This is a genomic window from Streptomyces sp. NPDC048248 (assembly GCF_043201875.1).
Classification (GTDB): Bacteria; Actinomycetota; Actinomycetes; order Streptomycetales; family Streptomycetaceae; genus Streptomyces.
The window spans coordinates 31,432-54,402 of the sequence record NZ_JBICZL010000026.1; the positions used below are offsets into that span (position 1 = coordinate 31,432).

20 protein-coding genes are annotated in these 22,971 nt (G+C 70.2%); 10 read left to right on the forward strand and 10 right to left on the reverse strand.

Annotated elements, in window-relative coordinates:
* Window positions 1–47 precede the first annotated feature (47 nt).
* A complete protein-coding gene (locus tag ACGFZW_RS35165; RefSeq protein WP_393897386.1) occupies window positions 48–659 on the forward strand; it encodes a short chain dehydrogenase in 612 nt (203 codons plus the stop codon).
* Between the two features lie 30 nt (window positions 660–689).
* Here ACGFZW_RS35165 and ACGFZW_RS35170 read toward each other — a convergent pair whose 3' ends face one another.
* A complete protein-coding gene (locus ACGFZW_RS35170) occupies window positions 690–1,334 on the reverse strand; it encodes a LysE family translocator (RefSeq protein WP_393897387.1) in 645 nt (214 codons plus the stop codon).
* A gap of 145 nt (window positions 1,335–1,479) precedes the next feature.
* Window positions 1,480–3,537 (reverse strand): phosphocholine-specific phospholipase C, encoded by a 2,058-nt coding sequence (locus tag ACGFZW_RS35175; protein WP_393897388.1) that lies wholly within the window; start codon window positions 3,535–3,537, stop codon window positions 1,480–1,482.
* Between the two features lie 311 nt (window positions 3,538–3,848).
* Here ACGFZW_RS35175 and ACGFZW_RS35180 point away from each other — a divergent pair, with 311 nt between their 5' ends.
* The 3 genes from ACGFZW_RS35180 to ACGFZW_RS35190 all read left to right on the forward strand — a co-directional run bounded on the left by ACGFZW_RS35180 (window position 3,849) and on the right by ACGFZW_RS35190 (window position 5,504).
* Entirely contained in the window at window positions 3,849–4,094 is a 246-nt protein-coding gene (locus tag ACGFZW_RS35180) for a hypothetical protein (protein ID WP_393897389.1), read from the forward strand.
* Between the two features lie 258 nt (window positions 4,095–4,352).
* Window positions 4,353–4,742: a VOC family protein gene (locus tag ACGFZW_RS35185; RefSeq protein WP_393897390.1), complete on the forward strand. Its 390-nt coding sequence runs from the start codon at window positions 4,353–4,355 to the stop codon at window positions 4,740–4,742.
* 324 nt (window positions 4,743–5,066) lie between these two features.
* Complete coding sequence (locus ACGFZW_RS35190; protein WP_393897391.1) at window positions 5,067–5,504, forward strand: VOC family protein; 438 nt, start codon at window positions 5,067–5,069, stop codon at window positions 5,502–5,504.
* A gap of 196 nt (window positions 5,505–5,700) precedes the next feature.
* Here the strand turns inward: ACGFZW_RS35190 and ACGFZW_RS35195 are convergent, their stop codons facing one another.
* Window positions 5,701–8,562, reverse strand: a complete 2,862-nt coding sequence (locus ACGFZW_RS35195) for a BTAD domain-containing putative transcriptional regulator (RefSeq protein WP_393897392.1) — start codon at window positions 8,560–8,562, stop codon at window positions 5,701–5,703.
* A gap of 293 nt (window positions 8,563–8,855) precedes the next feature.
* On the opposite strand from ACGFZW_RS35195, the gene ACGFZW_RS35200 reads away from it, so the two are divergent.
* Together ACGFZW_RS35200 and ACGFZW_RS35205 are read left to right on the forward strand one after the other, a co-directional pair.
* The gene (locus ACGFZW_RS35200; RefSeq protein WP_393897393.1) at window positions 8,856–9,863 is read left to right on the forward strand and encodes an alpha/beta hydrolase; all 1,008 of its coding nucleotides are present in this window, start codon (window positions 8,856–8,858) and stop codon (window positions 9,861–9,863) included.
* Between the two features lie 207 nt (window positions 9,864–10,070).
* Window positions 10,071–10,526, forward strand: a complete 456-nt coding sequence (locus ACGFZW_RS35205) for a GNAT family N-acetyltransferase (RefSeq protein WP_393897427.1) — start codon at window positions 10,071–10,073, stop codon at window positions 10,524–10,526.
* 25 nt (window positions 10,527–10,551) lie between these two features.
* Here the strand turns inward: ACGFZW_RS35205 and ACGFZW_RS35210 are convergent, their stop codons facing one another.
* The 7 genes from ACGFZW_RS35210 to ACGFZW_RS35240 all read right to left on the reverse strand — a co-directional run bounded on the left by ACGFZW_RS35210 (window position 10,552) and on the right by ACGFZW_RS35240 (window position 18,612).
* Window positions 10,552–11,982, reverse strand: a complete 1,431-nt coding sequence (locus ACGFZW_RS35210) for an aminobutyraldehyde dehydrogenase (RefSeq protein WP_393897394.1) — start codon at window positions 11,980–11,982, stop codon at window positions 10,552–10,554.
* The gene (locus ACGFZW_RS35215; RefSeq protein WP_393897395.1) at window positions 11,975–13,288 is read right to left on the reverse strand and encodes a flavin monoamine oxidase family protein; all 1,314 of its coding nucleotides are present in this window, start codon (window positions 13,286–13,288) and stop codon (window positions 11,975–11,977) included. The genes ACGFZW_RS35210 and ACGFZW_RS35215 overlap by 8 nt, the downstream gene beginning before the upstream one ends.
* Before the next feature lie 46 nt (window positions 13,289–13,334).
* Window positions 13,335–14,429: an ABC transporter ATP-binding protein gene (locus ACGFZW_RS35220; RefSeq protein ID WP_393897396.1), complete on the reverse strand. Its 1,095-nt coding sequence runs from the start codon at window positions 14,427–14,429 to the stop codon at window positions 13,335–13,337.
* Between the two features lie 4 nt (window positions 14,430–14,433).
* Window positions 14,434–15,279 carry an ABC transporter permease gene (locus ACGFZW_RS35225; protein WP_393897397.1) on the reverse strand — a complete coding sequence of 282 codons (846 nt, stop codon included), beginning with the start codon at window positions 15,277–15,279 and terminating at the stop codon, window positions 14,434–14,436.
* The gene (locus ACGFZW_RS35230) at window positions 15,276–16,178 is read right to left on the reverse strand and encodes an ABC transporter permease (protein WP_393897398.1); all 903 of its coding nucleotides are present in this window, start codon (window positions 16,176–16,178) and stop codon (window positions 15,276–15,278) included. Before ACGFZW_RS35230 ends, ACGFZW_RS35225 begins: the two co-directional genes overlap by 4 nt.
* A gap of 1 nt (window position 16,179) precedes the next feature.
* A complete protein-coding gene (locus ACGFZW_RS35235; RefSeq protein WP_393897399.1) occupies window positions 16,180–17,313 on the reverse strand; it encodes a spermidine/putrescine ABC transporter substrate-binding protein in 1,134 nt (377 codons plus the stop codon).
* A gap of 147 nt (window positions 17,314–17,460) precedes the next feature.
* The gene (locus ACGFZW_RS35240) at window positions 17,461–18,612 is read right to left on the reverse strand and encodes an aromatic ring-hydroxylating dioxygenase subunit alpha (RefSeq protein WP_393897400.1); all 1,152 of its coding nucleotides are present in this window, start codon (window positions 18,610–18,612) and stop codon (window positions 17,461–17,463) included.
* Between the two features lie 359 nt (window positions 18,613–18,971).
* Here ACGFZW_RS35240 and ACGFZW_RS35245 point away from each other — a divergent pair, with 359 nt between their 5' ends.
* Genes ACGFZW_RS35245 through ACGFZW_RS35260 form a run of 4 tightly spaced genes read left to right on the forward strand, consistent with a single transcriptional unit; the run spans window position 18,972 to window position 22,957 of the window.
* A complete protein-coding gene (locus ACGFZW_RS35245; RefSeq protein ID WP_393897401.1) occupies window positions 18,972–19,382 on the forward strand; it encodes a hypothetical protein in 411 nt (136 codons plus the stop codon).
* The gene (locus tag ACGFZW_RS35250) at window positions 19,379–20,665 is read left to right on the forward strand and encodes an NADH-ubiquinone oxidoreductase-F iron-sulfur binding region domain-containing protein (protein ID WP_393897402.1); all 1,287 of its coding nucleotides are present in this window, start codon (window positions 19,379–19,381) and stop codon (window positions 20,663–20,665) included. Before ACGFZW_RS35245 ends, ACGFZW_RS35250 begins: the two co-directional genes overlap by 4 nt.
* A 10-nt stretch (window positions 20,666–20,675) precedes the next feature.
* Complete coding sequence (locus ACGFZW_RS35255) at window positions 20,676–20,867, forward strand: ferredoxin (RefSeq protein WP_393897403.1); 192 nt, start codon at window positions 20,676–20,678, stop codon at window positions 20,865–20,867.
* Window positions 20,868–20,869: 2 nt separating this feature from the next.
* A complete protein-coding gene (locus tag ACGFZW_RS35260; protein WP_393897404.1) occupies window positions 20,870–22,957 on the forward strand; it encodes an acetate--CoA ligase family protein in 2,088 nt (695 codons plus the stop codon).
* Window positions 22,958–22,971 lie beyond the last annotated feature (14 nt).

Consider the following 22,971-nt stretch of genomic DNA (forward strand, 5'->3'; position numbering starts at 1 on the left):
CAGAAGGCATTTCCCCGGGCAGGGGAGCGCCGCCTAGCGTGGCCGCCATGACGAACCGGCAGCAGAACATCCTCCTGATCGGCGCGGGCGGCACCCTCGGGCGCGCCGTCCACCGGACCCTCGCCTCCCGCGGCCACGAGGTCCGCACCGTCGGTCGCACCTCGGGCGACCTGCGCCACGACATCAGCGACCCGGCGCAGATCACCGCACTCTACGAGGCGGCAGGACCGGTGGACGCCGTGGTCAGCGCGGCCGGCTCGGTGCCGTACAAGCCGCTGGCCGAACTCGGCCCGGACGACTGGCAGGCCGCCTTCACCGGCAAGGTTCTCTCCCAGGTCGAACTGGTCCGTCAGGGCCTCGCCCAGGTCGCCGAGCGCGGCTCCTTCACCCTGATCACCGGCGTTCTCGCGCACCAGCCCATCGTCACCGGCGCCGCCGCCTCCCTGGCCAACGGCGCCGTGGAGTCCTTCGTCCGCGCCGCCGCCATCGAACTCGCACCGCAGCGGGTGAACGCCGTGTCCCCGAACGTCTTCACCGAGTCCCTGGACACCTACGGCGACTTCTTCCCCGGCATGGGCTCCGTGCCACTGGAACGCGTCGCCGAGGCGTACGTGCGGTCGGTGGAGGGGGCGCAGACGGGGCAGATCTACCGGCTGTAGCGGTTGGGCGGGCGAGAGGCCGTACGGCTGCTAGTCGGCGCGACCGGTCGCCGCCACCGTTACGCCCAGGCCGATCATCGCGAAGCCACCCGCTCCGCCGACCATCGAAAGGCGACGGTCCGAGCGGGCGAACCAGGAGCGGGCCGCGGAGGCTCCCAGGCCCCACAGGGTGTCCGTGATCATGCCGATCGCGACCGGGACGAGGCCCAACGTCATCATCTGGAGGGGGACATGGCCCGCAGAGTGGTCCACGAATTGCGGCAGCACCGCGGCGAAGAAGACGAGGCCCTTCGGGTTGGTGACGCCGACGAAGACCCCGTCCAGGATCGTGCGCAGATCGCCACGCTGCTCACCCGCCGGGGCCTCCATGTCCGCCGCGCGCATCTCCTTGCGGTGCCGGAACGCCTGCACGCCCAGGTAGACGAGATACGCCGCTCCGGCCATCTTCACGCCCATGAAGACCGCCGCCGAGCTCTCCACCAGCGCGCCCAGGCCCCATGCCACAGCGATCACCAGGGCGTACGAACCAACCAGGTTGCCGAGGACCGTCGCGAGCGCCGTGCGGCGGCCGTGTGCAAGGGCTCTACCGATCACGAACAGCACGCTCGGCCCCGGAATCACGATCACCAGTAGGGATATCGCCGCGAAGGCGACAATGCGCTCCGTGGACACCATGCGTCCGGCACCTCCTGAACTGCGTTCCAGGCGGCCATACAAGCAGACGGCGGTCGCTCCGCTCCAGGCTCATCCCTGTCCGCCGTCGCGGGGCATGGGCGGCGGGCGCGGTCCGCACAGTCGGGCCCGCTCTCGGTGGTCCTGGTCAGGCCGTGCGGAGCGCCGGGTCGCTGGTGCCGGGTTCGCCTGTCTCGACGTGTCCGGCGAGCCGGCGCAGATAGGCGCTGTCGCTGTCGGAGTGGACGCGGAGGTCGTACCAGCGCTTGCTGTGGCCGAGGGAGACCCAGCGGGTCTGCCGGCCGCCCGCCTCGATGGTGATGTTGCTGCTCTTGCCGCCGTAGGCGTTGGTGATGGTGAGGCGGCAGGCCGCTTCGGCGTGGTTGGTGATGTCGAGTTTGATGCGGCCGGTGGTCTCGTCGTGGTGGCCGGTGACTTCGGGGCTCGCGGTCGCGGCGGTGCCCTTGTAGATACGCAGGTAACCGTTGGGTCCGTGCGTGGTCAGCTCGTAGGTCCCATCGGAGGGGCCGGTGCTCCAGGTGTCGGAGATCTTCTTGCCGGCTTCAGCGGTGTAGGTCCAGGGCCCGTCGTCGCGGTTGCCGGAGGTGACGAGGAAGCAGGCTCCGGTTTCCTCACCCGGGGTGAAGGTGAGCTTGATGTTGCCGCTGGAGGGCTTGACGGCCGCGGTGACGAGGGGCACGTAGGGGAGGGGCCGGGTGGGCCTGGTGCCTTTTTCCTGCTTGGGCACGGCCGGGGCGGCCGGCGGTGAGTGGGTGTAGCTGTCGTGCCGCTCGCTGTCCGGCGGCTGATAGGCGTCGGTGCTGGGCAGGGGTGCGTGCTTGGTGTGCTTGAGGCTGAAGTCGAAGGCGGAGGTGAGGTCGCCGCAGATGGCGCGGCGCCAGGGCGAGATGTGCGGTTCGTGGACTCCGAAGCGGCGTTCCATGAACCGGATGATGGAGGTGTGGTCGAAGAGCTCGGAGCAGACGTAGCCGCCGGTCGACCAAGGGGAGACGACGAGTGTGGGGACGCGCATGCCGAGCCCGTACGGGCCCGCGCTGTAGCTGCTGTCACCGGGGAAGATGTCGAGCTCGGTGTCGACGGTGGAGGCTCCCCAGGAGGAGTCGGCCGGCGGGTAGGGCGGGGGTACGTGGTCGAAGTAGCCGTCGTTCTCGTCGTAGGTGATGAACAGGGCGGTCCTGCTCCAGACCTCGGGGTTGGACGTCAGTGCGTCCAGGACCTGCGAGATGTACCAGGCACCGTAATTCGCCGGCCAGTTGGGGTGCTCGCAGAATGCTTCCGGGGCGGCGATCCAGGATATTTTCGGCAGGGTTCCGGCCTTGACGTCCGACCGGAGGTCATCGAGAAGATGGCCGCTCTTCTTGATGTTCGTTCCCTTGCGCGCCCTTTCGTGGAGCGGGTCACCCGGTTCGGCCTCGCGGAACTTGTTGAAGAACATCAGCGAGTTGTCGGCGTAGTTTCCGCGGTAGGCGTCTTCGAGGGCGCCCCAGAGTCCGTCCTCGGTGAGGCCGTCGCCGATGTCCTGGTAGATCTTCCACGACACCCCGGCCTTCTCCAGGCGCTCGGGATAGGTGGTCCAGTCGTAGCCGGCTTCCTCGTTGCCGAGGACCGGTCCGCCGCCCTTGCCGTCGTTCCCGACGTGGCCGCTGTAGAGGTAGTAGCGGTTGGGGTCGGTGGCTCCCATGAAGGAGCAGTGGTAGGAGTCGCAGACCGTGAAGGCATCGGCCAAGGCGTAGTGGAAGGGGATGTCTTCCCTGGTCAGGTGGGCCATGGTGCCGGACGATTTGGCCGCGATCCAGTCGTCGTACTTTCCCTTGTTCCACGCCTGATGACCGGTTTCCCAATCGTGGTCGAGCCCGGCGATGAACTGCATTCCCAGATCGTCGGCGTCGGGGTGGTAGGGCAGGACTTCCTCGCCGCCGCCGGACTGGTGCCAGACGGATTTTCCGCTCTCCAGTGTCAGCGGCCGCGGATCTCCGAACCCCCGGACGCCCTTGAGGGTGCCGTAGTAGTGGTCGAAGGAGCGGTTCTCCTGCATGAGCACAACGATGTGCTCGACGTCGTCGATCGACCCTGACCGGCCGGAAGCGGGGATGCCGGCGGCGCGCATGATGCTGGCGGACAGAGCCGCGAAGCCGGCGGTGCCGCCCGCTACCTGGAGGAAGCGCCGACGATTGAATTCAGGCATGGAGCTGTACCTCTGAAAGGTGTGGGGGAGAGGGTCGGTCACCGTAATCCGGCTCGCCCTTGAGACGTCAAATAATGCGTAGGAAGGGTGAAGAGCCGGGGGTATTTCAGCTTCAGAAGCAACGTGGCGTGCCTTCGGGGCATCGCCTTCCCGGGGGATTCCGGCTGCTGCCGTGTGCCGCATGAAGTCCCGTGATGGCCGCGGGCAGCGCCCCGGGCTGCGGGGGCGACGGCCGGGCGGGTTCGCCACCGTGAGGGTCGAAGAGTCCCCGCCCTCGGCGATCATGCCGCTACGCCCCGTACCTTCTCCTCATGGACTTCAACATCACGGCGGAAGAGGAGACCCTCGTCTTCCGAATCGCCGAGCGGGTCGGGACCGGCGATTCCCCAACAGATGACGACCTGTCGGAGGAGCTTGGTGACGAGGTGCGACCGCAGCTCCGGAGTCTCCTTGAAAAGGGCTGGCTTGTGGTCGATCGCGAACGCTCCCTGAGTCTTTCCAGGATTGCGCAGGTGGCCATCTCCAGTCGGCGGGAGACCGGCGGTTCAGGGGCATGACGTAGCCCCGCCTCGTGACGGGAACTCATCCGGACGGCCTCGCCCCGAGCATGGAGCGAGGCCGCTGTCTTCCATCGGGAGGAGGATGGGCTCTCCGCCCCTCGGGCGCGAGGGATGGCATGACGGGGCGGTCGGAGCCCTCATCGGCCACCACTGACAAAGCGAAGGAAATGGCGATAAGATTCGCGGCAGCATCGCGTGTCGGTCACCGGCTGGGTGAGGCATGGAGGTGTCGGGATATGCCCCTGGAGGCATTCCTTGTCAGTCGAGTTGAACCACACGATCATCCACGCCCGGGACAACCGGGAGTCCGCCGAATTCTTCGCGGGTCTGCTGGGTCTTGAGATCACCGCGGAGTGGGGCCCGTTCATCGCGGTCGATCTGAGCAACGGCGTCACGCTGGACTTCGCCACGATCCCCGCGGAAAGCATCACCCCGCAGCACTACGCCTTCCTGGTCTCCGAGGAGGAGTTCGATGCGGCGTACGCACAGATCACGAAGCGCGGTATCGAGCACTACGCCGACCCCCAACGGCAACATCCCGATGTGATCAACCACAACGACGGCGGCCGCGGGGTGTACTTCATGGATCCGGCAGGCCACTTCATGGAACTCATCACCGTGCCGTACGGCGGCCGGCCGTCCTGAGCACCCGCCGGACACGGCGTAGGGCCGATCGTTTGGATCTTGCCGGGCCTGATCCAAACGACAGGCCCTGACCTCGCGCTTCCACGAGGCGGGCTGTCCGACTGGTGGTCAAAAAGATAGAAAGTGCCTCTGACCAGCGAAAATGAGGATTGCTGAGGTCCTTGTTCCCGCCACCGCCAGAGGCGCTTTCCCGATGAGGACCGTCTCGGGGACAGATTCCGGGCGCCGGTGGACAGGTCACGGTCGACCTCGGCGGCGCCCTGGTACTCGGCTGCGTTCTCGCCGGAAGCACCCGATAGGGCCCGGCTCGATAGCATGCAATGCATGGCCATCAAATTTGAGAACGTCGGCATCGCAGTTCGCGACCTCGAAGCAACGATCTCCTTTTTCACCGACCTCGGCCTCACGGTCGTCGGCCGTGACACGGTCAGTGGTGAGTGGACCGACACCGCCGTCGACCTTGATGGCAATCACGCCAAGATTGCGATGCTCCAGACGCCGGACGGTCACGGTCGCCTTGAGCTCTTCGAGTACATCCACCCCGAAGCGATCGAGTCGGAGCCCACTCGTCCCAACGAGATCGGCATGCATCGCGTCGCCTTCTCGGTCGACGACATCGACAAAGCCCTTGAGACAGCCGCAAAGCACGGATGCCGTCCGCTTCGCGGTGTGGCGACCTATGAGGACGTCTACAAGCTCACGTACCTCCGCGGTCCCAGCGGCATCCTTGTGATGCTCGCCGAGGAGCTCAAGAAGAACTGACGGCCGACGGGTCAACGAGCCTCGCGCTTACACAAGGCGGGCTTTCCGACTGGTGGTCAGGAAAGCAGAAAGTGCCTCCGATCAGCGAGAAGAGGATTACTGAGGTCCTTGTTCCCGCCACCGTTGGAGGCGCTTTCATTGAAGAAGTGCATGGGGTCTTACCCGCGTGTCCGCGTCAAGACGTCGCCGACGCGTCCTAGCGCTCTCTGAGCCCCGCGATCGCCACCGCGTGCTCCTCGGGGTACGTGCTGGCGCCCGGCAGCGCGAGCGCGGTCCGGAACTGCTCTCGTGCCGTGGCTGCGCTGCCGGCCGCGGAGTAGGTGACTCCCAGCCTGCAGCGGATGTGCATCTCCAGCCTGACGCAGTTCGGGTCGTTGAGCGGTGACAGCTTCTCCTGCTGGGCGAGGGCCTCGTGATGGAGGGCCACGGCGGCGCTCAGGTTGCCCTCACCCTCTTCCGCAGTGCCCAGGCGGGTCAGGACGAGCGTGTGCAGGAGGATGTCCCCGGCCTGCTCCAGCAGGCCGGCTGCCCGGCGGAGCAGACTCTTGGCCTCACCGTAGTGGCCGAGGGCGAGCCGGACGTCGGCGACGCAGGTCAAGGCCCTGCTGAGCATGCGAGGTCTGCCGTTCTTCTCGGCGTGTGCGCAGGCCTCGGCGAGGTGGCCAAGCGCTTCCTCGTTCCGCCCCTGCGAGTGGTGCAGCATGCCCAGTGCGGCGAGCACCATCGCCGTGAGCCAGTTGTCGTTGAGCCGCTGAGCCGACTCCAGCGCCGCGGTGAGATGGAGAACGGCTCGTTCGTCCCCGCCGGAACTGAGGTCGGCCATGGCCATCCCGGTCCGCGCCCGTGCCTCTTCGCGCTGGTCCGCGCGATGGCGGCTGAGTTGCAGAGCCTCGCTGAACCAGCTGCGCGCTTGGCGGTACCTGCCCTGGTAGATGTTGGTCAGGCCCATGCAGTTCCGCAGTGCGCAGGCCATCCGCAGGTCGGCGGCCGAGTCCGCGTGCGCGAGCGCGATCTCCATGGTGGCCCGGAGTTCGTGGTAGCGGCCGCGGCGTTCGAAGTAGTCGCTCAGCGCCTCCGCGATCCAGCAGGCGTGGTCGGCCTCGCCGAGCCCCGCGGCGTGTCCGACGACGTCGACGAGTTCGTCGCTTCCGGCGTCCAGCCACCTGTCCGCGTCCTGCCAGTCGGCGAAGGGCGCCCCGGCGGGCGTGGGCCCGGTGGGGAATCCTTCCGGGCCCCAGTCGCTGCTGATCCGGCCCGCGGCCAGATAGAGGCGGAGCGCGGAGGTGCGGGCCGCGGCGGCCTCGGTGGGCGCGGCTTCCGCGAGCCGCCGGGCGTGCGCGCGGACCAGGTCGTGGAACCGGTAGCGGCCGGGACGAGGCTGCTGCAGCAGACTCGTGTCGACCAGGCTTTCCAGGATCTGTTCGGCGTCGCGGAACGAGCTGTCGAGCATGGCGGCCGCGGTCAGTGCGTCGAACTCGACCGTCGGAGCCAGGCTCATCGTGCGGAACCCGCGTTGCTGTTTCGGCGGGAGCTGGTCGTAGGAGAGGCGGAAGGCGGCCTCCACGCTGCGATCCCCGGCCCTCAGTTCGTCGAGGCGGTGCTCGTCGCCCGCCATGCGGTCCACCAGATACGCCAACGTCCATGCGGAACGGGTCTGCAGCCGCGTGCCGGCGATGCGCAGCGCAAGCGGCAGCCCGTCGCACAGCCGGACCAGCTCATGCGTCGCTTCAGGCTCCCGGTCCGCGCGGTCCTCGCCGACGATATCCCTGAGCAGGGACACCGCGTTGCCGGTCTCCAGGGGCTCCAGGGTGACCCGTCGATCTGCGTCCAGCCCGGTCAGCCGACGTCGGCCGGCCACGATCACCTTGCTGCCCGGCCCGGCGGGCAGCAGCGGCCGCAGCTGCTGTGTGCTCAGGGCGTCGTCCAGCACCAGAAGCAGCCGCAGCGAGCTGGTCGCGGCCCGCCAGGCCGCAGTGAGTTCGTCGAGGTCGTCGGGCACCTCGCTGTCGGCCGTGCCGATCGAGCGCAACAGCCGCCGCAGCACTCGCTGCGGCGAGAGCCGCTGCCGCCCAGTGCTGTGTGCGCGCAGGTCCACGAAGAGGCAGCCGTCGGGGTAGTGGGAGCGAAGTGCATGGGCCGCGCGGACGACGAGCGCGGTCTTGCCGACGCCTGCGGTGCCGTCCACCGCCACGATCGACACGAATGCGGGTGGCGACAGCTCGGTCAGCACTGCCAGTTCACGCTCCCGCCCGACGACTTGGCCGGTGCTGCCCGGCAGTTCATCGACTGCCCGGCGCGGGCGGGGACCGGGCGGCGGAGCCGTGGCACGCGCCACCGCCGGACCCAGGAGCTGCTCGTCATCCCGTCGCAGCACGGCCTGGTGCACCCGTCGCAGCTCCATGCCGGGGTCGACCCCGAGCTCGTCGCGCAGCCGCTCGCACATGTCCTGATAGGCGGTCAGCGCCGCCACCTGACGCCCGCTGCCGTACAGAGCACGCATCCGCAGCGCTGTCGCCGACTCGTCGTACGGATCGGATGCGGACAACGCGGCCAGGTCGTCCAGGGCGTCGGCGGACCGGCCGAGCAGAACAAGGCATTCCAGCCGCTCCTGCCGAAGGGTGCGCAGCTGCTGGGACAGCCGTTGCCGCTCGGTCTGCATGAGCGGGCCGGGAAGCCCGGCCAGCGGCTCGCCGCGGACCAGGGCGAGCGCCTCCGTGAACCGGTCCATCGCGGTGGTGAGGTCACCGGATGCCCTCGCGCCCTGTGCCTCACCGACGCGCTCGGTCAGCTCGGCCACATCGAGCCGGGCCCCGTCCATGAGGAACCGGTACCCCTCCCGGCCGCCACGTATCGCCGACCGCGATGGTCCGGAGCCCGCCACGTCGAGCGCCTTGCGCAGCTGGTAGACGTAGCTCGGCAGCACACGACGGCCGGACTTCGGCGGATGTGTACCCCACACATCGTCGAGCAGCTGCTCATGGCTGACCAGCGTGCCCGGACGCAGCACCAGCGCGGCCAGTACCGCCTGCCGCCGTATCGGCCCCAGATCCACAGGCATACCGTCCCGCCAGGCCCGCACCGGTCCGAGCACCGTGATGCGAAGCCCCTGTAATGCACCCGCGTCCATCCCGAAGCCCCCCGCTCCCGCGCACCATCGAGATTTCACCCGTATTTCAGCGTGTCCCGCAATGGTTGGCAAGTCGCCATCGGGCACCGCTGGGAAGCATGGGAGCAGGGGAACCGAGATGGCAGGTAGCGGGGGGCGGGCGAGCGTCCCACGCTCCGACGACGTATGTACCCGAGCGTTCCGCGGCCTACGAGCCTTCGTACCACTCCCCCCACCAGGAGGTCATGTTGAGCGAGCACCACTCCACCCGCCGAAGCATCCTGAAAGCCGTCGGTGGCATCTCCGCGGCGATGACTCTGGGAGGCGCCGGCGTCCTGGCGTCGGCGCCGGCGGCCCACGCCGCCGGTGCGGCCGGCGACGGCTCCGGGCTGCGCATCGTGGAGCACAACGGCGACGATCCCCGTATGTGGTACTACCGCTTCGCGACCGACGCGATCGGCTGGCAGCCCGCGGTCAACGTCCTGCTCCCCGACGACTACCACACCAGCGGACGCACCTACCCGGTCCTCTATCTGTTCCACGGCGGCGGTACCGACCAGGACTTCATGTCCTGGGACCGGCTGCCCGAGGGAGGAATCCGCGCCTGGACCGCCGGCAAGCCGATCATCGTGGTGATGCCCGACGGCGGTCACGCGGGCTGGTACTCCAACCCGGTCAGCTCCAACACGGGGCCCCGGAACTGGGAGACCTTCCACATGTCTCAGCTGCTCCCGTGGGTCGAGGAGAACTTTCGGACGTACGCGGAGTTCGACGGCCGCGCCGTCGCCGGCTTCTCGATGGGCGGCTTCGGCGCCCTGAAGTACGCGGCCAAGTACCACGGCCACTTCGCCTCGGTGAGCGCCCACTCCGGCCCGCCCAGCCTGCGCCGCGACCTCGGCGCGGTCGTGCACTGGGCCAATGTCTCCTCCGGTGCCCTGGACCTGGGCGGCGGCACGATCTACGGCGTGCCGTGGGACGAGGCCAGGGTAAGCGCCGACAACCCGGCGGAAAACGTCGAGCGCTACCGCAACAAGCGGGTCTTCCTCGTGGCCGGTACCAGTCCCAACCCGGTCGACCCGTTCGACCTGCTCAACGAGACCGAGGTGCTCGCCGGCCAGCGAGAGTTCCGCGGCCTCCTCGACAACGCCGGCATCCGGCACGAATGGCACGAGGAGCCCGGCGGGCACTTCGTCCGACCCGAGCGGTTCCGCGGCGACCTCGAAGGCATCCTCGCCCGGCTGCGTAAGGCGTAGGGCAGCCGCCTCCGGCCGTACGGCACCTGCACCCCGGTCCATCCGTCCTCATGTGGGGCAGTGGCCCGGGGTGCAGCCTCGTCGTCTCTGCGGCCGGGCTGCTCAGCCGTCACGATCGATATAGTTCGAACCGGACCACCCCACAAGGCACATGGGCCGCTCGCCGCGACGCCTGGGGCACCGGGAGCTCGGAGACGGATGAGCATGCTGAAGATCGTGGCGGATGACCTCTCCGGCCCGGAGATCGCCCGGTTCCTCGCCGAACACGTGGAACAGATGCGCTCCCTCACGCCGTTGGAGAGCAAGCATGCCCTCGACCTCGACGGTCTTCGAGCACCGGGGATCACCTTCTGGTCGGTCCTGGAGGGTGACAGCCTGGTGGGCTGCGGCGCGATCAAGAGATTGGACGCGGGCCACGCCGAGCTGAAGTCGATGCGTACCAGGCCCAAGCGGCAGAGAAGCGGAGTCGCCTCCCAGTTGATGGAACACATCATCGGCGAAGCCATACGCATGGGGTTCACCCGGCTGAGCCTGGAGACCGGCTCCGCCGAGTTCTTCCTGCCCGCCAGAAAGCTGTACGAGAAGTTCGGCTTCCGGGCCTGCGAACCCTTCGCGGACTACCGGCCCGACCCGAACAGCACCTTCATGTCCAGGGCCCTCTGAAGGCTCGTGCAGGCCGGGCTCGGCGTCAGAGCATCACGTGCTTGGCCTGGGTGTAGTCCAGCAGGCCCGCCAGGGACAGATCGCTGCCGTAGCCGGAGTGTTTGACTCCGCCGTGCGGCATCTCCGACACCGTCGTGCCGTGGGTGTTCACCCATACGATCCCGGTGTGCAGCGCCCGGGTGGCCCGCATCGCCACATCGTGGCGCATGGTCCACACGCTGGCCGCCAGGCCGAACCGGACGCCGTTGGCCAGCTGCAGCGCCTCGTCCTCGTCGCTGAAGGACTGCACGGTGACGACCGGACCGAAGATCTCCTCCTGTACGAGCTCGTCGCTCTGGCGCAGTCCGACGACCACGGTGGGGGAGTGGAACCAGCCGGGCCGCTCGGGCGCCGTCCCTCCCGCGACCACCTCGGCGTGGTTCGGAAGGCGAGCCAACAGACGTGTCACGGAGGCGAGTTGAGTCGCGCTGTTGACCGGGCCGTAGTCGGCGGGTTCCTCCGGCCCCGCGGTGCGCAGCGATTGTGTGCAGGCGGAGAACGCGGCCACGAACGCGTCGTGCACGCGCCGGTGCACCAGGAACCGGGTGGGGGCGGTGCAGTCCTGGCCGGCGTTGTAGTACGCGACGGCCGCGAGCTCTGCCGCGGTGGCCTCGACGTCCACGTCGTCGTGGACGATGACGGGGGCGTTGCCGCCGAGCTCCAGGTGCACGCGCTTGAGATCCGCCGCGGCCGCGGCGGCGATCTCCTGTCCGGCCCGCACGCTGCCGGTGACGGCGACGAGGCGAGGCACGGGATGCGCGGTCAGGGACCTGCCGGTGTCGCGGTCGCCGCAGATCACGTTGAGCACGCCGGGCGGCAGGTGTTCCGCCGCTACCCGGGCCAGTACCGCGGACGACGACGGAGTGGTGTCCGCGGGCTTGAGGACGCTGGTGTTGCCTGCCGCGAGGGCAGGTGCGACCTTCCAAGCCGCCATCATCAGCGGATAGTTCCAGGGCGTGATCTGTGCGCAGACACCGACCGGTTCACGGCGGAGCAGCGAGGTACGGCCCTCGGTGTACTCGGCAGCCACCGCGCCCGGCAGGTTGCGCGCCGCCCCCGCGAAGAAGCGGAAGGTGTCGATGACCGCGGGCAGTTCGTCGTTGCGGAATTGGTGCGGCTGCTTGCCGGTGTCCCCGACCTCGGCCGCCACCAGGGCATCGGCGTGCTCCTCCAGGGCGTCGGCGATCCGCAGCAGGGCCTGCTGCCGCTCCGCGGGGGTGGTGAGCGACCAGCGGGCAAGGGCAGTCTCCGCCGCCCGGCAAGCGGCGTCCGTGTCGGAAGCCGCGGAGCGGGGAGCGCTGCGGTGCACCGCGCCGGTGGCGGGGTTGACGAGATCCATCGTGGCGCCGGAGGCGGCCGGGCGGTCCTCTCCCGCGATGTGGTTGAGGACCGGGGGGAGGGCGCTGATCTCAGCCATGGCGCAGCACCGCCTGTGCCGCTGCCCGGCCGGTGCGTACCGCGCCTTCCATGTAGCCGGCCACCCACTGGTCGGATCCGCACACGTAGAAGGGCGGTTCATGGGTGCCGTGCAGGGGCCCGACACCCATGACGTCGCCGGGGCTCCATTGCGTGACGTAGCCCTGCGTCCACGGGTCGGTGCCCCACATCCGCAGAGCGGACATGAACGGCTGGTGAGCCTCGTCGCCGTAGAGGCGGGCGATGTCGCAGAGCAGCTCGTGGTCGCGCAGTTCGGCGGGCATGCCCAGCAGCACCCCGTAGCGCTCGGGAGGTATCAGGGCGGAGAGGATGCCTTCGCTCTGCGGCCAGGTGCTGCCGAGCACGCCTTCGCACTCGGACAGACCGTTGAGGCCCAGGCCGCGCCAGAAGGGCTTGTCGTAGGCCACCGCGAACTTGGCGGCGACGGCCTGCCGCTGGCGGTGCAGCGAGGCGAGGCGGGCCTCGGAGACGCCGGTGACGGCGACCGAGCGGAGCGGGCCGACCGGCAGGGCGCTGACCACGGCCTCCGCGGTCAGCGTCGCCCCGTCGGCCAGGCGGACCCGGCAGCCCCCCGGGCGCACCGTCACTTCGTCGACGGGCGCTTCGAGACGGATGCGCCGGCCCAGTTGCTCGGCCATGCGCAGGGCCACGGTCGCCGATCCCTCGGCGACGCGCAGTCCCTCCCAGTCCTCGTACGCATAGGCGTCGTCACCGGGGACGGCGGCGTGCTTGCGGAGCGCGGCCAGCAGGGAGGTGCGTTCGCAGGAGCCGCTGGCCAGGGCGAGTTGGCCGATTTCCCAGAGCCGTACGACGGCCGGGCTCGCGCCTTCGGAGCGCAGCCAGGCACCGACCGACAGGCGGTCGAGGGCGTCCGCGTGCGGGTGGGACCAGGGGTCGTGCGGGTCGACGGTCCGCGCCAGCGCCACGAACGCGGCTGCGGCCCGGCGATGGCCGTCCTCGTCGCCGGGGCCGAACCAGTGCGGCGGGTCCCCGGCCGACACCCCTTCCGCCGTCGCCCTGGCAATCCGGCCGGGTTCGGCGACGTAGCTGGGGATGAGGGTGAGGCCGAGTTCCGCCGCCAGTGCGAGGTACGCGGTGTGGGCCTGGCCGACCACTTCCCCGCCGAGCTGCACCAGCCGGCCGTCGGGCAGCACGGTCTGCTCGACCCGTCCTCCTACCCGGTCGCGGGCTTCGAGTACGAGGACGTCGGCGCCGGCCGCGTTCAGGTCCCGTGCCGCGGCGAGACCGGCGAGGCCGGCGCCCAGCACGATGACATCGTGATTCATCAGAGGGTTCCTTCGCTGTGGAGGGGCGGCTGCGGGTGGGCGCCGGTCAGTCCAGGACCAGACAGTGCTCGGGCTTCCAGCCGATCTCCACGCTTTCGCCGCCGCTCCAGCGGTCCTCCATGCGGGAGCGGTAGGTGTTCTGCTCCAGGACGGACACCGTGACGCCGGGGGCGAGTTCGATGAGATAGGTGGTGGTCGGGCCGGAGTAGACGGTCTCCCGCACCACGCCGTTCACCAGGGCCATGCCCGGTTCGAAGTCGGAGAGCCAGATCTTCTCGGGCCGGATCGACAGGCTGACGCTGCTGCCGTCGGGGACGCCGGCGCGGACACCGACCGGCAGCGCGGGGCCGCAGTCGAGGACCACCTCGCCGGCGCGATAGGTACCGGGCACGAGGTTGGAGGTGCCCATGAAGGACGCCACGAACTGGTTGGCGGGACGTTCGTAGACGTCCTCCGGGGGGCCGCACTGCTCGACGCGGCCCTGGTTCATCACCGCCACCCGGTCCGACATGGTCAGCGCCTCGTCCTGATCGTGCGTGACGAAGACGAAGGTGATGCCGACCTCGCGCTGGATCTGCTTGAGCTCGACCTGCATACGCCGCCGCAGCTTGAGGTCGAGCGCGGCCAGCGGCTCGTCGAGCAGCAGGACCTGGGGGCGGTTGACGAGGGCGCGCGCCAGGGCGACCCGTTGCCGCTGCCCGCCCGAGAGCGTGCCGGGCTTGCGCCCTGCGAGGTCGCCGAGTTGCACCCGCTCCAGCATGGTGGCGACCCGCTCGCGGATCTCGGCCCGGGGGACGCCCTTGCGCTTCAGGCCGAAGGCCACGTTGTCGGCCACCGACAGGTGGTCGAAGAGAGCGTAGCTCTGGAAGACGGTGTTGACGTTGCGCTTGTCGGGCGGCAGCGCGGTCACGTCCTCGCCGCCCAGCAGGACGACGCCCGCGGTGGGGTCGGTGAAGCCGCCGATCATCCGCAGCGAGGTGGTCTTGCCGCAGCCGGACGGGCCCAGCAGGGAGAAGAACTCGCCGGGTGCGATGTCCAGGGAGAGGTCCTTGACCGCGAAGGAGCCGCCGTAGTTCTTGCTGACGTTGTCGAGCCGGACGGCGGGGGGCGCGTCGGCGGAGGGGGATTCGGAGGAGGTCATGGCGTCACTTCCCGGAGAGCAGGTCGAGGCCACCGCGGCGGCCGAACAGACGCGGGATGGCCAGCGCGAGAGCGATCAGGCCGATGGAGCCGGCCAGCATCAGGGTGCCGACGGCGTTGATGGTGGGCTGTACGCCGAACCGGATCGCGGAGTAGATGCGGACGGACAGCGGCTGGGGGTCGACGCCGGTGGTGAAGTAGGCCAGCACGAAGTCGTCGAAGACGAGGGCGAAGACGAGCACCGCGGCGGCGAGGATGGTGGGCAGCAGGGCGGGCAGCGTCACCAGGCGCAGGGCCTGCCAGCGGGTGGCCCCCAGGTCCATCGCGGCCTCCTCGACCTCCGGGTTGAGGGCGGCGATCCGCGAGCGCAGGATCACCGTCACGTAGGAGATGGAGAAGGTGATCTCCGCGAGCATCACTGTGCCCGAGGAGAGGGTGATGTCCATGCCCTTGAAGAGGAGCATCGCGGCGACGCCGGTGACGATCTCCGGGGTGATCAGCGGGACCAGCATGATCAGGCCGGCCATGGAACCGAGCCGGGTACGGCTGCGCACCAGGCCCAGGGCCAGCGCGACCCCGAGGATCACCGAACCCGCCATGGCCACGAGGGAGACCCGCAGGCTCATCCCGAGTGACTCGATCAGCACGTTGTCGTGGAAGAAGGCGGTGTACCAGCGGAAGCTGAAGCCCTTGAATACGGTCAGGGACTTCTGGGCGTTGAAGGAGAAGAGGACGACCACCCCGACGGGGAGGTAGAGGAGGAAGAAGAAGGCGGCGGTGACCGCGAGTGCCAGCCGGGGCCTGCGGTCGGTGCCGCGGCGGTGCCGCCGGTGCGGGGAGCGCAGCGTCATCGGGTGGCCTCCGCCTCGTCCTTGCGGGTGCGTCGCAGGTAGCCGAGCATCCCGACGAAGAGCACCGCCATCATGAGCATGGTGAGGGCGGAGCCCAGGGGCCAGTTCTGGCCTTGGAAGAACTTGTCCTGGATCAGGTTGCCGATCATGATCTGGTCCGGGCCGCCCATCAGCTGGGCGCTCACGAAGTCCCCCATGGCGGGCAGGAAGACCAGGACGGCGCCCGCGGCCGCGCCCTGCCGGGTCGCGGGAAGTGTGACGAAGAAGAACGTCCGCAAGGGGCCTCCGTAGAGGTCGCGACCCGCCTCGATCAGCGAGAGGTCCATTCGTTCCAGTGCCGCGTACAGCGGGATGATCATGAAGACGATGAAGCCGTAGACGAGTCCGGCGATGACACCGACACCGCTCTGCAGAATCCTGGTGCTCTCATCGGCCAGCCCGACGGCACGCAGTGCCTTCAGCACGGGTCCGCCGTCGGACAGCACCACCGACCAGCCGTACATCCGCACCAGGTAGTTGGCGAAGAACGGCACGACGATCGCGGCGATCAGCAGGTTCTTGAACCGGCCGCCGTGCAGGGCGATGGAGTAGGCGACGGGGTAGGCCACGACCAGGCAGACGGCACAGGCGATCAGCGAGAAGCCCAGGGAGCGCAGCAGCACGATGCGATAGGCGGGGTCGGCCATCGCCGCGATGTTGTCGAAGTTGAGCCCGAAGCGCGGGTTGCCGAGGGGGTCGGTGGTGCCCAGGGCCAGGGTGGCCACCAGGATCAGGGAGGCGATCAGGAAACCGGTCATCCACAAGGTGCCGGGGAGCATCAGCCAGGTCCACAGCCGGGTGCCGGAGGCCGAGGGCCCGCGTGGCGGCCGGGGAGGCCGGGAGGGGGAGCGCTGTGCCATGTCAGCCCGCTTTCACGTGGGTCCAGGCGGTATCGCGGGCCTGTTCGCCCTTCGAGGAGGCATTGCGGAAGAAGAGGTCGGCCTTGAGGTCGTCGGGGGCGACCAGGCACTGCGGGAACGGCTTCACCAGGGCGGCGTAGACGTCCTCACTGCCACCGACCGGCATGGGGTAGCCGATGTACTGGATGTTCCTGCGCACGTTCTCGGGTCTGAGCATGTAGTCGATGAAGAGCATCGCCGTCCCGGGGTGGCGGGCGTTGGTGGGTATCGCGTAGCAGTCCGAATTGATCGGCGCGCCCTCCCGCGCCACCTCGAAGCCGAGGACGGACGGGTCCTTGGCCTGGCCGAGCATCGCGGCCATGTCACCGCTCCAGGCCTGCGTCATCACCGCGTTGCCGTTCAGCAGGTTGTTGTAGCTGTCGCTGGAGAAGCCGCGCAGCCGGGGGCGGAGGCTCTGCAGCGTCCTGGTGATACGGCCGAGATCGCGTTCGTCGGAGGTGTCGACGTCGAGGCCGAGCTTGAGAGCGGCCATGCCGAGGACCTCGTCGCGGTCGTCGAGGACGAAGACACGCCCTTTGGCCCGGTCGTTCCACAGGTCGCCCCAGGATCCGGTGAGGTCGTCGCCGATCTTGTCCTTGCGCCAGCCGATGCCGGTCTTGTACATGGTGAACGGGACGGTGTACGCGGAGCGCCGGTCGTACCAGGGGTCCGCGAAGTAGTCGTACGTGTCGAAGACGGCATCGGCGTGGCGCAGCCGTGAGTGGTCGATACGGCGCAGCCGACCGCCGTCGGCGAGCCGCTGCGCCCACTTCGCGGTCGGGAAGATGATGTCGTAGCGGTTGCCGGCGTTGAGTTTGGCGGTCATGCCTTCCATCGAGTCGAAGTTCGACTGGATGACCTTGACGCCGTACTCCTTCTCGAAGCCGTCGAAGACGGCCGGGGCGACGAAGTCGGCCCAGTTGAAATACACCAGGTCGCCGTCGGCCTTGACGTCGATCGGCTCGTCCGGGTCTCCGAACGCGTTCCGGCTTTCCGGCAGGAAGCCGCAGCCTGCGACGCCGAGGCCGAGGGCCGCGGCGGCGCCTGCGCGCAGAAAGCCGCGTCGGGACGGTGGTGGGTGTGCCTCGGGGGACATCGGTGTCCTCTCCGTAGGGGATCAGCGCTGCTTCAGGGGGTGGTCGCGGGGGGCGCGGAAGGCCCTGTCCTTCGCGCGGAACCAGACGGCCGCGGCGCGGAGCGGTGCGCGCCGTGGATGCTCGGGCAGTCGCCTCACCGGGGCGGTTCAGCGCACCGCGTCGCCCAGGTCGGCGCGTACCCGGTCGGCGAACCAGCCGACGGCGGCCTCCCTGCGGGACAGGGGGCCCGGCGCGAAGCCCGGCGTACCGAGGCCCTTCTGCACACGGGCCACCAGTTCGGCGTCTTCGTCATTGGTGATCCAGCCGATGTGGATGTTGAGGCGACGGGCGAGCCGGGTCCGTGGGCCGGTCCCGCGGCGGGTGTAGAAGGCGCCGGGGACGGCCACCCGGTCGACGGCCGTCGGGATGGCGGTCCAGGCAAGCACATGGTCGGGGTAGAAGTCGATGAGTGTGTTGGGGTAGATCACCGCGTACCGCCAGATCCGCCGGTCGGCCTCGGTCAGCCCCGGCATGGGGGACGCGACGCGCTGGTAGAGCCGCTCGGCCCAGTTCGATGAGGGCTTGTCGCGCAGCGGCGAGGCGAAGAGCACGTAGGACTCGGCGATCTCGCTGGTGTAGCCCTGGTAGTCGAGCAGCCGCATCAGCCCGGGGTGGGCGACCGGGACGTGGTAGCCCTCCAGGTAGTTGTCGACCGCGACCTTCCAGTTGGCCTCCTGGACCTCGGCGCCGGCCAGGTCGTGGATCCGGCTTCGGCCGACCGGCACCAGATCGGTCCCTGCGTAGTGGCCGACGGCCTCCGCCAGCCCGGCGCACTGCTCGGCGAGCGGCACGGCGTCCGGATCGAGGTTGCAGAAGACGAACCCGAGGAACGACTCGACCCGGACCGGGAAGAGGCCGAGCGCCGGCTTGTCCAGGCAGGGGATCTGCCGTGCCTCCGGCGCGCCGACCAGGCGCCCGTCGAGCTTGTAGGTCCAGCCGTGGTACGGGCACCGGATGGCCTTGCCGGCCGGCTCGGGGGCCGTGACCAGGCGGGTTCCGCGGTGCCTGCACACATTGAGATGGGCGGCCAGGCCGCCGTCCTCGGTGCGTACGACCAGGACCTCACGGTCGGCGACGGTGGCGGCGAGCCGCGCCCCGGCACCGGGGAGATCGGATTCGTGGCAGACCAGCTGCCAGGACTTGGCGAAGATGTGCCGGGTCTCCGCGGTGGCGGTGTCCGGGTCGGTGTAGTAGCGGCCGGGCAGCGCCTGGCCGGGGGTGTCCTGATGGGGCGGTGCGGTGGTGGCTTCGGGGTGCATCGGGTGGCTCCTCCATGCCGCACGGGGCGAGGGGAACGAGGCGGCCCGGATGAGGTGGACGGACCGTCGCCGACGTATCGGATCCCGTGCTGACTAATTGGTCAGTCAGATTGCTGGCGGGTTTCGGGGAAGTCAAGACTTGTGTCCTGACTAATTGATTAGTTAGTTTAGTGCTCTCGCTGCTCCTGGCGCTCCGCCACGGTGAAACGCCGGCAGCGAGCGGGCGCGGTGCGTCCCGGTCCCCCGGCCGACACCCCGCAACGGCACACCCCTTCCGGCACCGAGCCACGGGCAATGCCCCTCACCCCGACTCCCGATCCGCGCCGTGCCGGCCACCCCACTCCTTCCCGGAGGCACGCATGAGCGGTCGTCGGAGCCTGGTCTGGCTCGGGCTCACCCCCGAACCCGAACGGGAACTGCCCGCCACCGTCGCGGCGCTGCGCACCGCTGTACGGCGCGCGGTCGACGCACCGGCGGCGGCGACGCGAGCCGAGCGGCGACGCGTCGAGCGGCTGGTCATGCACGGCACCCAGCGGGGCTGGCTCCGCTACCTCGCCGAGGTGACCGACCTGGTCACGGCGGTCGCCGGCGGCACCCGCCCCGGCGACCGGCAGGCCGCCCTGCTCGCCGCTGAAGTCGTGCTCGACCACCACCGCATGCTGATCGGCCTCCCGGGACCGGGATACGGCCGTACGGCAGCGGACCGCACAGCCCTCGAAAGCGCGGTACGCGCCCTGCGCGCCGCCCCACCGGACGGAGACCGAGGATGACCGGGATCGCCTCCCTGATACGGCAGGGCACCCCCTCCGCGCTCGGCGTCACACCGGGCATGACGGAAGACGCCGAGGCGTACGCGGCCACCGGCGGCTACGCGGACACCGTCGGCCCGGCCGAACTCCTCGACCGGATCGCCGGCGCCGGACTGCGGGGTCGGGGCGGCGCCTGCTTCCCGACCGCAGCCAAGCTCCGCGCCGTCCGCGACGCCGGCCGCCGGCCCGTCGTCGTCGCGAACGGCGAGGAGGGCGAGCCCGGTTCGGTCAAGGACCGCTGGCTGCTCCGGGCCCGGCCCCACCTGGTCCTCGACGGGCTGGCACGGGCCGCGCGGATCACCGGCGCCGAACGCGGCTACGTCTACCTCTCCGACGACGCGGCGGCCGAACGCGTCCGCCGCGCACTCGCCGAGCGGGCACCGCACCTGCCGGTGGAGATCGTCCAGACCCCGCACACGTACGTCGCGGGGGAGGAGACCGCGGTGGTACGCCGGATCGACGGCGGCCCGGCCCTCCCCACCGCCAAGCCGCCCCGGCCGTACGAGCAGGGCGTCGGCGGCGCTCCCACCCTCGTCGCCAACGTGGAGACCCTGGCCCGTATCGCCCTCCTCGCCGCACGACCGGACCACGGGTACCGCACGGCGCGCACCACGCTGCTCACGCTCGCCGGAGGCGATGCGGACCCGCTGCTCGCGGAGGTGCCCTACGGGAGCACTCTGCGGTCGCTGGCTCGGGCCCAGGGCACCCCCGAGCCCGCCGGGGCCCTGCTGGGCGGGCTGTTCGGCGGGCTGATCGGACCCGGCTCCCTCGACCTCGTACTCGACCCCGATGCCCTCACCGCGGCGGGCACGGCACTGGGCTGCGGTGCGATCCGCTTCCTCGGCCCCGACGAGTGCCCGGTCTCCCTCGCCTCCGCCGCCCTCAGCCATCTCGCGGCCGAGAGCGCCCGGCAGTGCGGCGTCTGCGTGGCGGGCACCGGCGCGATCCGCGATGCCGTGGCCGCCCTCACCACAGGCACCGCGACCCCCGACATCACCGAGCGGCTGGAGCGCTGGTCCACCTCGCTGCCCGGCCGTGGCGCCTGCGGTCTGCTCGACGCCGCGGCAGGCACCGCAGGCAGCTTGCTGCGGTCCTTTCCGCAGCTCGTCCACTCCCATCTCGGCGTCCCCTGTCCGGCCTGCGCCGCATCCGCCGGATCCGGCGACCGGCTCACCGTGGCCGTCCCCCGGGTGGCCCGCCCTGCCGTGCCCCACCAGCGAACCTCCGCCCCCTGCCCGCGCTGAAAGGAAGACCGTGAAACTTCTCCTCGACTCCACCCGCTGCCAGGGCTACGGCCTCTGCCAGGAACCCGCCCCGGACCTCATCGACCTCGACGAGTGGGGCTACGCCACCGTCGTCGCCGAGCCCGCGCCCGGCGCCGCCGAGGACGCCGCCCGCGCCGCCGCGGAGTCCTGCCCCAACTCCGCGCTCAAGTTGGAGAGGTAACCATGGGACGTGATCTGTCGGCCCTGTTCGACCCCAAGTCGGTCGCGGTGGTCGGTGCCAGTGACGACCCGGCGAAGTACGGCCACGCGGTCGCCGCCCAGGCGCTGCGGGCACCCGACCGCCGCCCCGTCCACCTGGTGAACCGCCGTGGCGGCACGGTCCTCGGGCGCACCACCGCCCCCTCGCTCGCCGCGATCGGCGAACCCGTCGACCTCGTGGTGATCTCCGTGCCGGGCCCCGGCTTCGAGGCCGCCGTCGACGACGCACTGGCCTGCGGGGCACGCGCCCTCGTCGGTATCACCGCCGGCTTCGCCGAGACCGGCCCGCTGGGGCTGGCCCGACAAGAGGCGATCGCCGCACGCGTACGCGCCGCCGGAGCGGTGCTCGTCGGACCGAACTGCCTGGGTATCGCCGACAACACCACGGAGCTGTATCTCGCCTCGGACCGCTTCGCGCCCGGTGGCATCGCGCTGCTGAGCCAGAGCGGCAATCTCGCCCTGGAACTCCAACTTCGGTGCGCCCCGCACGGCCTGGGCTTCTCCCGCTTCGTCTCGCTGGGCAACCAGGCCGACGTCACCCTCGTCGACCTCGTCGAGGACGCCGCACAGCACGACGACACCCGGGCCATCGCCGTCTACGCGGAGGACTTCGGCGACGGTCGCGCCTTCGCCGAGGCCGCGGCCTCGGCGGGCAAGCCGGTGGTCCTGCTCACCGCGGGGCGGGGCACCGCATCCGCCCGCAGCGCCCGGTCGCACACCGGTGCCCTGACCACCTCCGCCGATGTCGTCGCCGCGGCCTGCCGGGACGCTGGGGTCCATCTGGTCGCCACTCCCCACGAGATGACCGTCGTCCTCGCCGCGCTGAACGCGGGACGGCGCGCTACCGGGCGCCGCACCGCGGTGTGCACCGATGGCGGCGGTCACGGAGCGATCGCCGCGGACGCCGTCGAGGCGGCCGGACTGGAGGTACAGGAACTCGGCGGCGCCGCACAGGAACAGCTCAGCAGGCTGCTGTGGGAGCAGTCCGCGGTCGGCAACCCGGTCGATCTGGCCGGGATGGGGGAGCAGAACCCGCACTCCTACGGCGACACCGTGACCACCCTGCTCGGCATGGACGAGGTCGACTCCGTGCTCCTGACCGGCTACTTCGGTGGTTACTCCGCGGCGACCGGTGGCCTGGGCGGCCCGGCGGCCGACAGCGGCACCACCGGTGGCGGGAGCGCCCTGGCCGCCGGTGAGCTGGAGACGGCGCACCAGATGGCCGGGCAGGCGGCGAGGGCGGACAAGCCCCTCGTGGTGCAGTCGATGTTCCCCGACGCTCCCAGCTGCCGGACCCTCGTCGAGGCGGGCATACCCGTCTTCGCGTCGACCGAGGACGCGGCCAGGGCGCTGGCGGCCATGACCGTGCCCGAGGCCGTCGGCCCGCCCGGCGTGCGCCTGCTGCCACCGGCGGCGCCGCCGGTCGTCGAAGTCGGATACCACGGAGTGCGCGGGCTGCTGAGCGCCGCCGGAGTGGCCTTCCCGGAGGCCAGGGAGATCACCGACGAGGCTCAACTGCTCGCCGCCGCCGACGCGTTCCCCGGCCCGTACGTCCTCAAGGCCCTGCATCTCCTGCACAAGTCCGACGCCGGCGGGGTGGCCTTGGGACTGCCGGACCGGACCTCCCTGGTCACGGCCTATCGGGAGATGCACGCCCGGCTCGGAGCGTCCTCCTACTCGGTGGAGGCGATGGCCGATACGAAGGACGGCGTCGAACTGATCGTGGGAGTCAACCACGATCCCCGGTTCGGTCCGGTTGCCATGGTCGGCCTCGGCGGGGTGCTCACCGAGGCACTGCACGATGTCGCGTTCGCCCTGGCGCCCGTCCCGGCCGAGCGCGCCGAACAACTCCTGGCCGGACTGCGAACCTCCGCCCTTCTCCTGGGAGTCCGGGGACGGCCCGCCGTCGACATCGCGGCCGCGGCGGCCGCCGTCGAACGCATCACCACCTTCGCCGCCGCCCACCCCGAGATCACGGAGATCGAGGTCAATCCGCTGCTCGTCCGCCCGGACGGCGCCCTCGCCCTCGACGCCCGCGCACTACTGGCCTGACACCCCGCCCCCGC

Bases quoted from the DNA above. Each gene is read 5' to 3' on its own strand.
- ACGFZW_RS35165 (WP_393897386.1), top strand. From the start codon at position 48: ATGACGAACCGGCAGCAGAACATCCTCCTGATCGGCGCGGGCGGCACC.
- ACGFZW_RS35170 (WP_393897387.1), bottom strand. From the start codon at position 1,334: ATGGTGTCCACGGAGCGCATTGTCGCCTTCGCGGCGATATCCCTACTG.
- ACGFZW_RS35175 (WP_393897388.1), bottom strand. From the start codon at position 3,537: ATGCCTGAATTCAATCGTCGGCGCTTCCTCCAGGTAGCGGGCGGCACC.
- ACGFZW_RS35180 (WP_393897389.1), top strand. From the start codon at position 3,849: ATGGACTTCAACATCACGGCGGAAGAGGAGACCCTCGTCTTCCGAATC.
- ACGFZW_RS35190 (WP_393897391.1), top strand. From the start codon at position 5,067: ATGGCCATCAAATTTGAGAACGTCGGCATCGCAGTTCGCGACCTCGAA.
- ACGFZW_RS35195 (WP_393897392.1), bottom strand. From the start codon at position 8,562: ATGCCTGTGGATCTGGGGCCGATACGGCGGCAGGCGGTACTGGCCGCG.
- ACGFZW_RS35200 (WP_393897393.1), top strand. From the start codon at position 8,856: ATGTTGAGCGAGCACCACTCCACCCGCCGAAGCATCCTGAAAGCCGTC.
- ACGFZW_RS35210 (WP_393897394.1), bottom strand. From the start codon at position 11,982: ATGGCTGAGATCAGCGCCCTCCCCCCGGTCCTCAACCACATCGCGGGA.
- ACGFZW_RS35215 (WP_393897395.1), bottom strand. From the start codon at position 13,288: ATGAATCACGATGTCATCGTGCTGGGCGCCGGCCTCGCCGGTCTCGCC.
- ACGFZW_RS35220 (WP_393897396.1), bottom strand. From the start codon at position 14,429: ATGACCTCCTCCGAATCCCCCTCCGCCGACGCGCCCCCCGCCGTCCGG.
- ACGFZW_RS35225 (WP_393897397.1), bottom strand. From the start codon at position 15,279: ATGACGCTGCGCTCCCCGCACCGGCGGCACCGCCGCGGCACCGACCGC.
- ACGFZW_RS35230 (WP_393897398.1), bottom strand. From the start codon at position 16,178: ATGGCACAGCGCTCCCCCTCCCGGCCTCCCCGGCCGCCACGCGGGCCC.
- ACGFZW_RS35235 (WP_393897399.1), bottom strand. From the start codon at position 17,313: ATGTCCCCCGAGGCACACCCACCACCGTCCCGACGCGGCTTTCTGCGC.
- ACGFZW_RS35240 (WP_393897400.1), bottom strand. From the start codon at position 18,612: ATGCACCCCGAAGCCACCACCGCACCGCCCCATCAGGACACCCCCGGC.
- ACGFZW_RS35245 (WP_393897401.1), top strand. From the start codon at position 18,972: ATGAGCGGTCGTCGGAGCCTGGTCTGGCTCGGGCTCACCCCCGAACCC.
- ACGFZW_RS35250 (WP_393897402.1), top strand. From the start codon at position 19,379: ATGACCGGGATCGCCTCCCTGATACGGCAGGGCACCCCCTCCGCGCTC.
- ACGFZW_RS35260 (WP_393897404.1), top strand. From the start codon at position 20,870: ATGGGACGTGATCTGTCGGCCCTGTTCGACCCCAAGTCGGTCGCGGTG.